This window comes from Streptomyces sp. iso_384 (assembly GCF_056172905.1).
Genome location: NZ_JBWBTT010000001.1, coordinates 167,949 through 182,229 on the forward strand (window position 1 = coordinate 167,949; position 14,281 = coordinate 182,229).

The 14,281-nt window shown below is 72.1% G+C and carries 9 protein-coding genes; 2 read left to right on the plus strand and 7 right to left on the minus strand.

The window, feature by feature from the left end:
- Positions 1 to 27: 27 nt before the first annotated feature.
- The 3 genes from AC0VY3_RS00730 to AC0VY3_RS00740 form a co-directional block, all read right to left on the minus strand.
- Positions 28 to 5,109 carry a DNA repair ATPase gene (locus tag AC0VY3_RS00730; RefSeq protein WP_475548663.1) on the minus strand — a complete coding sequence of 1,694 codons (5,082 nt, stop codon included), beginning with the start codon at positions 5,107 to 5,109 and terminating at the stop codon, positions 28 to 30.
- 464 nt (positions 5,110 to 5,573) lie between these two features.
- Complete coding sequence (locus AC0VY3_RS00735) at positions 5,574 to 7,685, minus strand: hypothetical protein (protein WP_103513307.1); 2,112 nt, start codon at positions 7,683 to 7,685, stop codon at positions 5,574 to 5,576.
- Between the two features lie 183 nt (positions 7,686 to 7,868).
- On the minus strand, positions 7,869 to 8,543 hold the full coding sequence (locus AC0VY3_RS00740; RefSeq protein WP_475548664.1) for a hypothetical protein: 675 nt from the start codon (positions 8,541 to 8,543) through the stop codon (positions 7,869 to 7,871).
- 430 nt (positions 8,544 to 8,973) lie between these two features.
- Here AC0VY3_RS00740 and AC0VY3_RS00745 point away from each other — a divergent pair, with 430 nt between their 5' ends.
- Entirely contained in the window at positions 8,974 to 10,047 is a 1,074-nt protein-coding gene (locus tag AC0VY3_RS00745; protein WP_475548665.1) for a PucR family transcriptional regulator, read from the plus strand.
- Positions 10,048 to 10,077: 30 nt separating this feature from the next.
- Here AC0VY3_RS00745 and AC0VY3_RS00750 read toward each other — a convergent pair whose 3' ends face one another.
- Positions 10,078 to 10,533 carry a tellurite resistance TerB family protein gene (locus tag AC0VY3_RS00750; RefSeq protein ID WP_475548666.1) on the minus strand — a complete coding sequence of 152 codons (456 nt, stop codon included), beginning with the start codon at positions 10,531 to 10,533 and terminating at the stop codon, positions 10,078 to 10,080.
- A gap of 215 nt (positions 10,534 to 10,748) precedes the next feature.
- Here AC0VY3_RS00750 and hemC point away from each other — a divergent pair, with 215 nt between their 5' ends.
- On the plus strand, positions 10,749 to 11,681 hold the full coding sequence (gene hemC / locus AC0VY3_RS00755) for a hydroxymethylbilane synthase (protein WP_103513320.1): 933 nt from the start codon (positions 10,749 to 10,751) through the stop codon (positions 11,679 to 11,681).
- Positions 11,682 to 11,778: 97 nt separating this feature from the next.
- Here hemC and AC0VY3_RS00760 read toward each other — a convergent pair whose 3' ends face one another.
- The 3 genes from AC0VY3_RS00760 to AC0VY3_RS00770 form a co-directional block, all read right to left on the minus strand.
- Positions 11,779 to 13,053, minus strand: coding sequence for a cation:proton antiporter (locus AC0VY3_RS00760; protein ID WP_103513303.1), 1,275 nt, complete (start codon positions 13,051 to 13,053; stop codon positions 11,779 to 11,781).
- Between the two features lie 2 nt (positions 13,054 to 13,055).
- The gene (locus AC0VY3_RS00765) at positions 13,056 to 13,526 is read right to left on the minus strand and encodes a cation:proton antiporter regulatory subunit (protein ID WP_073768394.1); all 471 of its coding nucleotides are present in this window, start codon (positions 13,524 to 13,526) and stop codon (positions 13,056 to 13,058) included.
- A 140-nt stretch (positions 13,527 to 13,666) separates the two neighbouring features.
- Entirely contained in the window at positions 13,667 to 14,209 is a 543-nt protein-coding gene (locus AC0VY3_RS00770) for a flavoprotein (protein WP_242743177.1), read from the minus strand.
- Positions 14,210 to 14,281: the final 72 nt, after the last annotated feature.

Here is a 14,281-nt window from a genome sequence, read left to right on the forward strand (position 1 = left end):
CGGCTCGGTCTTCCCGATCGGTCCCGATCAGTGTGGAGTGTTGGTGATCTTCGCACGACGGTCGGGCGCGGCCTGGTCGTCGACCACGTGCGGCGGGTTCACGGCGGCCCGCTCGTGCGCCGTGACCGGCGGGTTCACCGGGTGCGGCGGATGCGGCTGGTGCACCGGCGCCGACGGCCCGGCCGGCAGGTGCCGGGGGTCCGCCGCCCGCTGGATCGCCGTCTCGACCGCCGCGATCCGGTCCGCGAGCAGCCCGAGCGCGGCCACCGCCCGGGTCATCGGGTCGCCGTCCGGACCGCCGAGCGCCTGCGTACGGACGTAGGAGGCGGTGATCGCCGCCCACCGCTCGGCCTGTCCGGCGGTGAGCGTGCCGCGCAGGGCGGCCAGCTTCAGCAGGTTGGCCTCGGCGCCGGTGGTGAGCGTCTGTGCCTCGCCCGCGTAGTGGTCCTCGACGACGGCGGACAGCTCGTCGTCGTTCATGACGGGCACGATCCGCTCGGCGATCTTGTTCATGTTGCGGTAGGAGCCCTGGAGCCGGAACGGCGGCTCGGTGCGCGTGGCGTCCGTCTGCGCGGCCGAGGCGATGTACGCCGCGTTCACCGCGAGCACGGTGTTCCGGGCCGTGAGCAGATGGCGCAGCACGGCCAGGATCCGGTCCAACTCGGCTGCGCTGTACGGGTGTTCCAGGTGCTCCGCGCGCGCGGCCGGGTCGCTGCCGCCCGCCAGCCGCACCAGCAGCGCCAGATCGTCCCGGGAGCGGGCGGCCAGCGGGGCGAGGACCTGGTTGGCGGTCAGCGCGTTCTCCACGAAGCTCAGCGCGAAGACGTCGTCCCGGCCGCTGAGGACCTCGCCGAGGTTCCACACGTCGGCCCGGTTGGCGAGCATGTCCGGGATCCGGAACTGCTCGCCGGACTCGGTGTACGGGTTGCCCGCCATGCACACCGCGAACCGCTTGCCCCGCAGGTCGTAGCTGCGCGGCTCGCCGTCCCGCACGCCCTCGATGCGGCGGGTGGCGTCGCACAACGGGATGAATTTCTGCAGCAGTTCGGGCGAGGTGTGCTGGATGTCGTCGAGGTAGAGAAGCGTGTTGTTGCCCGCCTCCAGGGCGAAGTTGATCTTCTCGATCTCCTGCCGGGCGGTGGTGCTCGGGGCCTGGCCCGGGTCGAGGGAGGTCACGTCGTGGCCCAGGTTCGGACCGCTGATCTTGACGAGGACCATGCCGAGCCGGTCCGCGACGTACTCCATCAGCGTCGTCTTGCCGTAGCCGGGCGGCGAGACGAGCAGCAGCATGCCCTGCGAGTCGGTGCGCCGGTCGGCGTCGGCGGTGCCGAGCTGCTTGGCCAGGCTGTCGCCGATCAGCGGCAGATACACCTCGTCGAGCAGCCGGTTGCGGACGAACGCCGACATCACGCGCGGCCGGTGGTCGTCCAGCCGCAGCCGCCCGCGCTCGGCGGTCACCAGCGAGGTGCGCAGCCGTTGGTAGGCGCGGAACCCGGGCACGGTGTCGTTGCGGAACTCGGCGGTACGGGCGAGGAGTTCGTCGATCCGTACGGTGAGGATCCCGCCGTCCGCGATCCGCGGGTGATCGCCGAGAAGACCCTCCAGCCGCTCGGTGAGCGGGGCGTCGCAGGCGTAACGCTCCAGCTCCGGGCAGAGCTCCACCGCCACGGCCTCCGCCAGATCGCCGTCGCCGAGGCCCGCCCCCGTGGCCTCGGCGTACGGGGCCAGCCAGCCCTCCACGAGCTGCCGGCGCGCGGCCAGGTCGTCGCCGAGGGCCGCGAGGTCGTCCCCGTACGCGTCGGGGCCCGCCGCCCGGTGGAAGGCTTCCAGGAAGGCCCGGATCGGGGAGCCCACGACGAACCCGGAGGGCCCGGTGGTCAGCTCCTCGAAGAGGTACGCGGCGACGGCGTGGGCCGGTGCGGAGGGCGACGGGGAGCCGATCGCCGACGCCCACTCCTCCTGGAGCGCCGCGATGGCCGGGGCGAGCCCGAACGTGTCGCGGGCCCGGGCCAGGGAGACCGCGCGCCTGGTCCAGGAGGTGCGCCGCGCCTCGTCGGAGCCGTACGCCCAGAAGAGCTGGGCCGCCGCGCGGACGGCCGGCTCGTGGCGCAGCAGCCCGGCGTCTGTGTGCAGCCGCAGCAGGGCGGCCAGGATGGCGGTGGCGTCCTCGTCGTGGACGCCCCGCGTGTACCCCTCGTCGTACGCCTCGGCAGCCGACTCCCGGACGAGAGAGGCCAGTTCGGTGTCGGCGAGCGTGGCGAGGTGTCCGGCCCCGTGCTCGTCGAGGAGCCGGGCGGCCAGATGCTCGGCGCGGTAGACGGAGGCGTTCTCCGAGGGGAGCAGCTGCTCCCAGTACGGCCGGGCCGCCGCGAACTCCGGGTCGGTGACCGGGGCCCGGTAGTCGGTCCCCGTCAGCGCGAAGGCGAGGCTGTCCCCGGAGGGCACCAGTGTCAGGTCGAACGGCTGGGTGTTCACCGCGAAGCGGTGGCGGCCCAGCTTGATCACGGACCCGCCGTCCGCGTACAGCTCGGTGCGGTCGCGCAGGGCGCGGCCCGCCTCCTGCCGGGCCGCCTTCAGCCGCCCGTCCAGCTCCTCGGCCCGTACCGGGTCGCCCAGTTCCCGCAACTCGTCGGCGGTCCGGCGGACCTTGGCGACCATCGGGTCGGAGGCGAAGTAGGTGTGGACGGCGTCGAGGTCCTCCAGCGCGGCGACCCGCCGGGCGATGGTGTCGAGCACCCGGTCCGCCGACCCGGCCAGCCGCTCCGCGCGCCGCGCCCGCTCGTCCTGGAGGGTCTGCTTGCGCGCCGAGAACGCCTCGTACACCTCGGTGCGGCGCTCGGCCAGCTCGGCGAGGAAGTCGTCGAACTCCGCGAACCGCGACTCCAGGTTCTCCAACTGGAGCAGCAGGCGCGCCAGTTGGTTGTCACAGGCCTCCGGCGATCCGGCGGCGGCCAGCGCGCCCGTGACGGCCTGCCCGAGCAGCGCGAACTCGGCGGCGAACTCGGCCCGCCCCTCCTTCGACAGCAGCTCCCGGCGGCGCGCGTCCAGCGTGGCGCGGGCCCGGTTCGCCCCGCCCAGCACCTCCGCGATCCGCTCCAGGATCGACGTACGCACCGTGGCGTCGCCGATGTCGAGACCGGCGACCACATCCGTGACGGTGGCGAGTCCCTCCGTCATCGCGGACAGCCGGTCGGTCACGGCGGAGGCGTCCCGGACGGTCTCCAGCGCACCCGCTTCGGCCACGAGCCCCGCGATGTCCTCGTGGTACCCGTCGAACGCGTCCTCGCGGGCGAGGAAGGACACGGCCCGCTGGGCGGCGGAGGCGATGTCGTCCTCGGTCCGGGCCGACAGTTCCGCGATCCGCTCGACATCGGCGTACCGCATCTCGCCGACCGTCGCCAAGTGACCGTGCGCCTGCCGCAGTTCCGTCAGCCGCTCGACCCAGACGGACGCCGACCCGGGAACCTCGCCACGTACCCGCCGCACCAGCGCGGTGATCCGCGCGGCGGTCTCCTCCAGCGCTTCGGCGGCCCGCCGGGTCAGCTCCTGTACGGCGGTGAACTCGGCCAGCACCTGTTGCGCGGTGGCCCGCAGCTCGCCCAACGGCTCCGCCAGCGAACCCAGTTCGGGGTCGGACAGCCAGTGGTAGCGGTCCTGGGCGCGGGCGCAGTCGGCGGCGAGCTGTCCGTAGACGGCGGTCGTCGGCGTCATGTCCTGAACGCCGTGCGCGAGCGCGAGGCAGTCCGAAATCCCGCGCACCAGGTCGGCGTTGCCGGTCCGGGCGAGCGGCCCGGTCCCGGCGGGCCGGGCGGCGGCGTAGGTGTCGGAGACGTACGGCGTCTGCCAGCGCTGCAACGGGTGCACCCGGGCCGGACCGTCCGGGTTGTCCCGGAGCAGGATCAGCGTGCCGTCGTCGAGCAGCGCGTGGCCGCGCCCGGTGAGCGGAGTGGCGACCTCCTGGCGGATCAGGTTGTAGGGGAGGAGAAGGCTGCGCAGGCCGTCGCGGGAGCGGAAGACGTAGAGCACGTCCTCACCGTTGGGTGAGCGGACCGCGCCCTCGAAGACCGGCTCGGTCAGCTCCTCGGCGGTGTCGAAGGTCTTCGCGGTGCCGGTGGTGAGGTAGTAGCCGCCGGGGAAGATGATCCCCTGGTCCTCGGGCAGCCGGTGGCACGCGGGCCCGATCGAGTCGAGCCGCCGGACGCTGGAGAGCAGCGAGTTGAAGACGAGGTACCGCCAGTCCGTCTCCTTGTACGGCCGCACCCGCAGCAGCACCAGCGGCCCGACCTCGGCGTACTCGACGTCGGCGTCGGCCAGCGACTGCAGCGGCTCGTCGACGGGCTCCTCGTAGATGCCGTCCGGCGACTCGGTGTCGTCGGTGACCTTCACGGTGAGCGTGCCGCCGAGCGTGTCGACGAAGAGCCCGCCGCCCTTGCCGACGGCGATGTGCGGATGCCGTCCCGGAACGTGGGCGTCCCGTCCCGCGACGGTCCACTCGAAGTCGTGCGACGGCGGAAAGACATGATCGCGCTCGCCCTGGGCGTCCAGGAACGCCCCCGGCGACCCGCCCGCCCCGAGCGCCCAGCGCAGTACCCGGATGTCCTCGGCGTTCTCGCCGGTACGGAAGACGGCCAGCAGCTTGCCGTCGACGCGGCGCAGCCGCAGGAGGCGGGCGTCGCGGAAGTAGCGGTGGAGGGAGGAGAACGCGCGCCGGAAGCCCTCGTCGTCGAGGAGGGTGGCCTCCGCCGTGGGCCCGCCGTCCTCGTGCGCCTCGCTGTCGACGTCCGCGGCCCGTACGAGGAGGACGTCCTCGACCCCCGCCTCACCACGGGCCCCCGGCCCCCGCTCGAACCCGAAGAGCAGCCGGCCGCCCACGGCGACGAGATCACGCGGCACGGAGGCCCGCTCCGTGCGGACCTGCTCGGTGGCCAGCAGCCGCAGCCCGGTCGACCCGAACTCCTCGGTCCGCCGGAGGTTGAGCGCCTCGGCCCGCCGCACGAGCTCCCCGGCCTGCGCGGAGAGCCGCCGCCGCAGCACCTCATAGGCACCGGCATCCACATCGGCCTCCCCGCCCTGAGGCGCGGTGACGGTGGCGGTGATGTCGCTGTCCATGCGTACGGCTCCCTACGTGATCTTCAGACTCAGCCCGTCCGGGTGGGCCCGTTCTTGGCGTGTGGCGCGGACCCGGAGATCCAGCCCGTCCGGCGCTTGAGGGCGGAACCCTTGGGCTGGTGGGCCCGCGTGGCCCGGCACACCCAGCCCGTCCGGCGCTTGAGGACGGAACCTCTGGGCTGGTGGGCCCGCGTGGCCCGGCACACCCAGCCCGTCCGGCGCTTGAGGACGGAACCTCTGGGTTGGTGGGCCCGCTTCCCGACGTGCTGCGGCAGGCCCGAATTCCAGCCTGTCCGGCGTTTGAGGACGGAACCCCCGACCGGGTGGGCCAGGCCTGTGCGCCCACCCCCGTGGGACGCACACGCAGACCTTCCGGCCCCCGGCCGAGGGTTCCGTCCTCAAACGCCGGACGGGCTGACAGCGGGCCGCCCGGGCTGGAACGGCGGCCCGCCCGCTGCCTGGGCCTACCCCTTGGCCCCGTTCAGAGACACCGCCGCGGGAGCCACCTTCGTACCGGCCACCGAAGACACCGGCAGATCTGCGAGCCCCAGCTCCTTCGCCGCCGCCAGCAACTGCTCCACCTGCCCCGACGCCGCACCCGACGACCCCATCAGCCGCATCAGCAGCGCCGACACCGTCAGGTTCTGCACATCACCCGTGGAGACCGACCCCAGCACCCGGCTCAGGTCGTCCGTGAAGGACGACGAACCGTCCAGCCACGGCCCCGCCAACGCCTGCGCGGTCTGCGAGTTGTCCACGAACCCGTCCACCGCCTTGCCCAGCGAGATCGACGACACGAGCCGGTCGAAGAAGACGGACTCCCCGCCGACGATGTCGATGTCGGCGTTCTCCAGACCCGTCGCCAGGACCGTCGCCTGTGCCTCGGCGACCTGCCGCTGCACCTCCAGGCCGGCCAGCCGGATCTCCTTCTCCGCGTCGAGCCGCAGACGGTACTCCTCGTGCGTACGCGACGCCTCGTCCAGCGCCGCCATCGCGGCCGCCTTCTCCGTGAGCCCCGCGGCCTCCGCCTTCAGCTTCTCGCCGATGACCGCCGCGTCGGCCGACGCCTGGGCCTGCGTGCCCTCCGCCGTGGCGAGCGCCTTGAGCCGCGAGCCCTCCGCCTCGGCCTTGAGCCGGGCCGCCGTCGCCTCGGCCTCCGCGAGACCGGCCTTCTCGGTGACGTCCGCCTCCGCGTCGCGCACCTGTACGGCGGCGAGCCCGGGCGCGGCCGTCTCGGCCTGGATGCCCTCGGCCAGCCGCAGCTTGGCCTGCGCGTCGAGGTCCGCGGTCTTCAGCCGCGCCTCGGCGAGCGTGAGCTGCTCGGCCGCCAGGTGCGTGGACGCCGCCTCCGCCGCCTCCGCCGCCTTGATGTCCTTGACCAGCTTCTCCTGGGCCTCCGCCTCGGCCGCGATGATGACCGACCTGCGGGCCCTCTCGGCGTCCTCGACGGCGCGCAGGGTGAGGATCGACTCCTCCTGCTCGGCGACCGTGCGGTCCACCGCGATCCGCTCCCGGATGACGTCGGCGACCTCGCGGCGCTCGGCCTCGACCTCCTTCGTGGCGGCGATCCGGTTCAGCTCGGTCTCGCGCTCACGCCCGATCACCTCCAGCATCCGGTCCTTCTCGATGCGCTCGCTCTCGACGGCGATGACGCGCTCGCGGTTCTTCTGCGCGACGGCGATCTCCCGCGCCTGGTTCTCGCGCTGGATGCCGAGCTGCTCCTCGGTCTTGATGAACGCGCTCTGCGAACCGAGCCGCTCCTCCTCCTGCACCCGGGCGGTGGCCGCCTCCTCGCGGGCCCGCAGCGTCTCGACCTCGCGGCGCTGCTTGATCTCCGCCTCGGCCTGCCGGCGCTCCAGCTCCAGGATCGTCTCGCGGGCGTCGACGTCCTGCCGGGTGATCTCCTTCTGCTCGGTGCGCTGGAACTCGTTGGTGCGCACGTGCTCGATCGCGGTCAGCTCGGTGATCTTCCGGATGCCCTGGGCGTCCAGGATGTTGGCCCCGTCGAGCTGGGCCATCGGCGTCTGCTCGAGGAAGTCGATCGCGGCGTCGTCGAGGTGGTAGCCGTTCAGGTCGGTGCCGATGACCTGGATGATCCGGTCCCGGAACTCCTCGCGCTTGGTGTACAGATCGACGAAGTCGAGCTGCTTGCCGACGGTCTTGAGCGCCTCGGAGAACTTCGCGGAGAAGAACTGCTGGATGGCGTCCTTGTCGCTCGCCCGTCCCGTACCGATGGCCTGGGCGACCTTGATGACGTCCTCGACGGTCTTGTTGACCCGGACGAAGAAGGTGATCTGGATGTCGGCGCGGATGTTGTCCTGGCAGATCAGACCCTCGCGCCCGGCGCGGCGGATCTCGATGGTCTTCACCGAGATGTCCATCGTCTCGGCCTTGTGGAGCACGGGCAGGACGACGGCTCCGGTGAAGGTGACGTCGACCTTCTTGGTCTTGGAGATGATCAGCGCCTTGCCCTGCTCGACCTTGCGGAACAGCCGGGTGATGACGAAGGCGATGGCGATGACGATGAGCAGGACAGCGGCGATGAGCACGCCGATGCCCAAGGAGATGGCATCCATAGAAGAGTCCTTGGCGGCTTGTCGGTACGGAAGTGGCACAAGCGAAGTCGGGGTGGCCGGCCGTTGCGGGGACGGGCGGCGGGTACGTACGTCAGGACGATGTGGAGCAGGGGGCCCCGGAGTCTCGGCCGACCCGGGAAGCCCGGGGCCGCCCGGTTCACCCGGACCGGCGGACCGGCCGGTTCAGCTGTCCGCCCCGCCCGGCGACTGCTGTGGTCGGGTGTTCGGACCGGGGTCGAGCGCCGCGTCGTAGGGCGAGACCCAGAAGAACTCGCCGTCCTCGTCGTACGCGTAGAGGAGTCCGGAGCCGCCCAGGACGAGCGGCGCCTCCTCCGCGCCCGGTCCGGGGAGCGGGAACGGCTCGGCCCGGCGGACCTGCACGATGGCCGTCGATCCGTCGTGGGACACGACCTCGGCCTGGCCGAACGTCGCGGTGACGGAGCCGGTGCGGATCGTGCAGACGCTCCCGACGAAGTCCAGCCTCGATGGCGGAGGTTCCGCCGGGAAGTACCGGCGGAAGCGGTGGACGAGGAGGCGGACGGCCGCCCAGGCGAGGAGCAGCGAACCGACGAGCACGGCTACCGCGAGCACGGCGCGGGTGGCGGTGCCGGTCTCGCTCCGGCGCAGCAGAACGGTCCCGGTCAGGCTGCCGAACCAGGCGAAGACGACCAGCAGGGAGACGGAGACGGAGACCGGAACACCGCCGAGACCGGCCGCGCCGGTGTCGAGGTCCGCGTCGAAGGAGTCGTGGCCGGCGGCTCCGGCCAGCACCAGCAGCCAGAAGCAGACGACGACGATCAGAGCGGCGCCGAAGATGACGGCGGGGAATCCGAGTGCCGCGCTCAGGAATTCTTCCATCGGTCCCACCCCCCTGCGTCCTGCGCACGGGCCCTGGGGGCGGTGCGCTTCCTTGATGCCGGTACGGGGGCGGCGAGCGGCCGGCGGGTGCCGGGGCCCCGGCCGCTGCGGCAATGTCGGTGCCTGCCGCAGCGGCCGGGTTGTTGCCCCGGTGGGGCCCTTCCGCCGGATCTCGAACCGACCTCGAACCGTCCGCGATCCCCCGTGGACGATCCGGGATCCGAGACCCGCGAAGGGCTCCGTTCCCCCGTTCCCCGTGCTCCCCCGTGTGCTTCCCCCGTGTTGTTGCTGACCTGATCCTGTCATCCGGGGCAGGCCCGGCGCATTGCCGAATCCCGGCAATCTTTACGCTTTGCTGATGCCGGGCACCGGCATCGCCCCGTGTGCGTTGGGGAAATGACAGGACTGTTGCAAGGCTGAGGGAGAGTGCGTGGCCGAGCCAAGGATTCCCGCGGAAATTCTGGGCGATTATGCCGATATTCTGGGCGAAGTCGCCCTCACTGGCCGCCGTCTGACGCGTAACGAACTGGAGGTGCGCCGAGCACTCGGGCGTGCGGCGGCGGACGCCGGGCATCAGCTGCGCGCCCTGGTGACGATGCATCTGGCACAGACGCGTGAGGCCTGGCCGCGCACCGCTGCCGGAAACTCCCCCGCCGTGGCCGATGCCGTCCTGGCCGCGGTGGAGCAGGCGGTCGACGCGTTCGCCGAGGGCTTCGAGCGCGCCCAGCGGCTCACCGTACGGCGGGAGGAGGCGGCACGCCGGGAGTTCATCGACGACCTGCTCTACGGGCGCAGCGACCTGGTCCGGCTCGCGGAGCGCGCGACCCGCTTCGGCCTGCGGCTTTCCCGGGCGCACGCGGTCGCGGTGGCGTCGGGACCGGAGGCGTACACCGAGACGGACGCGGTGCCGCGCAGTGTGGAGACGGCGCTGCTGACACGGTTCAGCGGCCGGAAGATCCTGCTGACGACCAAGGACGGCCGGATCGTCTGCATCGCCCCGGGCAGCCAGCCCGACGTCCTGCGCTACTTCGCCAAGCAGGCGCACGCGGCGACGGACGGCGGCCGGGTCGCGGTCGGCCGCCCGCACAAGGGCCCGGGCGGGGTGGTCCATTCGTACGACGAGGCGCTCGCAGCCCTCGATCTGGCGGACCGGATGGCGATGGACGACCCCGTGCTGTACGCCTCGGAGCTGCTGGTCTACCCGGTGCTGACCCGGGACCGGCAGGCGATGGCCGATCTGGTGCGCAGCGAGCTGGGCCCGCTCCAGAAGGCGAGGGGTGGTGCGGAACCGCTGTTGAACACGCTGGTGGTCTATTTCGACGCGGGCTGCGTGGCCGCCGAGACCGCCCGCCGACTGGCGCTGAGCGTACGGGCGTTGACGTACCGCCTGGAGCGCATCCATCAGCTGACCGGGTCCGACCCCTCGGACCCGATGCACCGCTACAGCCTGCAGACGGCGGTCATCGGGGCCCGGCTGCTGGACTGGCCGGCCAAGGAGCTGTGACACGCCCCGGCCGGCCCGGTGTTACGCGCTCTACAGGTCGAACTCGTGCGGCGGCAGGTCGAGCGCGAAGCACGCCTCCCGCACGACGGCCTGCTCGGTGGCGTCGAAGTCTCCGTCGGCGCCGCCGATGACGATGCCGATCTGGATCACGGCCCGGGCCTCGGCGGGCTTCTTCTTCGCCTTGGCGATCTCCTGGACCACGCTGACCCTGCCGAGGGCGAAGTCGGCGGTGAGCTGGTCGACGTACGCGTTGAAGCGCCGTTGGAGGTCGTCCGCGGGGAAGTTCCGCAGGACGTCGTTGGACGCGATGAGCGCCGCGACGCGCTGGCGCTCGGACGGGTCGACGGAGCCGTCGGCGGCGGCGACCAGGGCGCACATGGCCATGCTCGCGTCCCGGAACGACCCCGACTTCAGCTCGTTCTTCTTCGCCTCCAACTGCGTCTGCATCGACGACGCGGATTCCTTGATGCGATCCCACAGAGCCATGACATCTCCCTACGTCGAACATCTCTACAAACGTGTAGAGATTAGCAGCCGGGGTCTCTCCGGGCGCTGAGAACGAGCCGCTCCACGGCACGCGGACATGCATCGGCCGATGGTCGTCTCGCACAGCTGAGCGACACTCAACAGCCGTGGCATGAACCGAACATGACGGAGCGTTCGATCCGCGTAGCCGGGTCCGACCCTCTATCGTGGGCGACATGCCCGCCGATCTGATCCGCATCGTGTCCCGTGACTCCCCGATGGCGCTCGCCCAGGTGGAGCGCGTACGGGCCGAGTTGGCCGAATCCCACCCCGGTATCCGTACCGAGGTCGTCCCGGTCCGGACGACCGGCGACAAGTGGATGGGCGATCTCAGCGCCGTCGAGGGCAAGGGCGCGTTCACCAAGGAGGTCGACCAGGCGCTCCTCGCCGGGGAGGCGGACCTGGCGGTGCACTGCGTCAAGGACATCCCGGCGGACCGCCCGCTGCCCGCGGGCACGGTCTTCGCCGCCTTCCTCCGGCGCGACGACATCCGCGACGCGCTGATCCACCCGGGCGGCCTGACCCTCGACGAGCTGCCGTCCGGCACCCGGATCGGCACCTCGTCCGTACGCCGCTCCGCGCAGCTCGCGGCCTCGCACCCGCACCTCGACTGCGTACCGATGCGCGGCAACGCCAACCGGCGGCTGGAGAAGCTGGCCGGCGGCGAGGCCGACGCGCTGCTCCTGGCGGTGTCCGGTCTGGAGCGCATCGGCCGTACGGACGTGATCACCGAGGTCCTGTCACCCGAGGTGATGTGTCCGCCGATCGGCGCGGGCGTCCTGGCGCTCCAGTGCCGCGAGGGCGACGACGCCGTGATCGACCTCGTGAGCGGCCTCGGCGACCCGGCGGCGTACCGCGAGACGACCGCCGAGCGGATGTTCCTCCATGTGCTGCAGGGCCACTGCAACAGCCCGATCGCCGGGTACGCGCAGGTCGAGCGGAACGGCGATCTCTCGCTGCGGGCGAAGGTGTTCACGCCCGACGGCAAGACCGTGCTGAACGCGCACGAGTGGGCGGGGCCGCTGGACCCGGCCACCCTGGGCACGTCCGTCGCGGTCGCGCTGCTGCGGCAGGGGGCGCGGGAACTGATCGACGGCATCGCGCACTGAGCGGTGCTGTACGGACGACGAAGCCCCCGGACACCAGGTGGGTGTCCAGGGGCTCGACCACGCTCCACGAGCGTCGGCGTCAGTGGGGGACGCGCGCCTACTCGTGCTTCTCGCCCGCCGGTTCGGGGGTGAGGTCGTCGTGCGTGGGCAGCCGGCGCTCGGGCGCGGACCGCGCGACGGGCTCCTTCGCCAGGGCGTCGCTCGTGTCCTTGCCGCCACCGCGCCGGGCCTCGATCTTCGCGGCGATGGGCTGCGTCCACCGGGCGGTGAGCGGGCCGACGATGACGAGGATCAGGACGTACGCGGTGGCGATGGGGCCGATGCGCGGCTCGGTGGCCACGGCCAGACCGGCGATGACGATGGAGAATTCGCCGCGCGCCACGAGGGTGCCGCCCGCCCGCCAGCGGCCGCGCGAGCCGATTCCGGCGCGGCGGGCCGCGTAGTAGCCGGTGGCGATCTTGGTGAAGGCGGTGACGACGGCCAGCAGGGCCGCGGGCAGCAGCACCGGCGGGATGTCGGCCGGGTTCGTGGAGAGCCCGAAGAAGACGAAGAACACGGCGGCGAACAGGTCCCGCAACGGCGTGAGCAGCTTGCGGGCGCCCTCGGCGACCTCGCCGGAGAGCGCGATGCCGACGAGGAACGCGCCGACGGCCGCGGACACCTGGAGCTGCTGGGCGACACCGGCGACCAGGACGGTGAGGCCGAGGACGACCAGGAGCAGCATCTCCGGATTGTCGGAGGAGACCGCGCGGCTGATCAGCCGGCCGTGGCGGAGCGCCAGGTAGAGGACGAGTCCCACGGCTCCGAGCGCGATGACGAGCGCAAGGCTGCCGCCGGCCAGGCTGACCCCGGCGAGCATGGCGGTGAGCAGCGGCAGATACACCGCCATCGCCAGGTCCTCCATGACGAGGACGCCGAGGACGACGGGTGTCTCGCGGTTACCGAGCCGGCCGAGATCGGTCATCACCTTGGCGATCACGCCGGAGGAGGAGATCCAGGTGACACCGGCCAGCGCGACCGCGCCGACGGGACCCCAGCCGAGGACGAGGGCGGCGACGGCGCCGGGCGTCGCGTTGAGGGCGAAGTCCACGGCACCGGACGGGTACTGCGTCTTGAGACTGGTGACCAGCTCGGACGCGCTGTATTCGAGCCCCAGCAACAGGAGCAGCAGGATGACGCCGATCTCGGCGCCCACCATGGTGAATTCCTCGCTGGCCTTGAGCGGGATCAGACCGCCGTGCCCGAACGCCAGCCCGGCGAGGAGGTAGAGCGGGATGGGGGAGAGCCCGATCCGGCCCGCGAACCGCCCGAGGAGCCCCAGCCCGAGGATGACGGCGCCCAGCTCCACCAGCAACGCGGTCGTGTCATGCACGGTCAGCCCTCCGCAATGATCTCGGAGAGCGCGTCGACGCCCTCACGCGTACCGACGGCGACGAGTGTGTCCCCGATGGCCAGTCGAAAATCCGGTTCCGGCGACGGGTGCGCGCTGTGGGTGCGCAGCACCGCCACGATGGACGCCCCGGTCCGCGTCCGCGCCCGCGTCTCCCCCAGCAGCCGCCCGCCGTACGGGGAGCGGGATCCGAGTGGGATGTGCTCGGTGACGAGGTCGATGCCCTCGGTCCGTACGGCGTCGATGGGCGCCGGATCGATGAGGTGCGCGAGCGCGGTGGCCTCGGTCGTCGTCAGGGGGACGGAGAGTCGGCACGCATCAGGGTCGTCCTGTTCGTAGAACCCGATGAACCGGCGTCCGTCGTGGTGGACGACGACCGAGATGTGCTGCCCTGTCTCGGTCGTGAAGTCGTACTGAGCACCCACTCCGGGCAGTGATGTACGGCGGGTTCCCATGGCTTCCTCCCGAGACGTGCGGCGGCGTGTGCGCACGTGGCGACCTCTTTATTCGGCCATTACCTTATCGGGCGGCTTCCAGCCGTCGAGGGCCCGCGGCCGGAAGCCGCACGGGGGCCGCATGACGCCCTCCGGGGCGCTCACACGGAGAGCGTGGGGGCGAGCAGCTCCAGGGCCTCTTCCCAGGGAAAGGGCTCCTGGTCACCGTCGGAGGCGGGCGGCTGGGACGTACGGGAACCGACGAGGACGCCCATGTCGCGCAGCCTGCGCAGGCTCTCGGCGTAGGCGGGGTGCTCGGCGAGGACGGAGTTCACGGCCGGGAGGACGGCGGTGGGGACGCCGAGCCCGTACGCCTCGCACAGGATGCCGAGGGCCAGGGTGTCCGAGATTCCGGCCGCCCACTTGTTGATCGTGTTGAACGTGGCGGGCGCGACGACGATCGCGTCCGGGTCCGGAAAGGGCCGCGGGTCGCCGGGTGAACGCCAGGCGGACCGGATCGGATACCCGGTCCGCGCCTCGACGGCCGCGGCGTCGAGGAACCCGAGCCCCTGCGGGGTGGCGACGACGCCCACGTCCCACCCGGCGTCCAGCGCGGCGGCGAACAGCCGGTCGGCCTCACGGGCGGCCCCGGCCGCGCAGACGACGACGTACAGGAACGGCTTACGGTCCGGCTGATCGCTCATGGGCTCCCCTGTTGATCGCTGAGGCGGTGCGGCTCAGCAGCGTACGGCGGGCCGGGGGCGATAGTGGGAGGG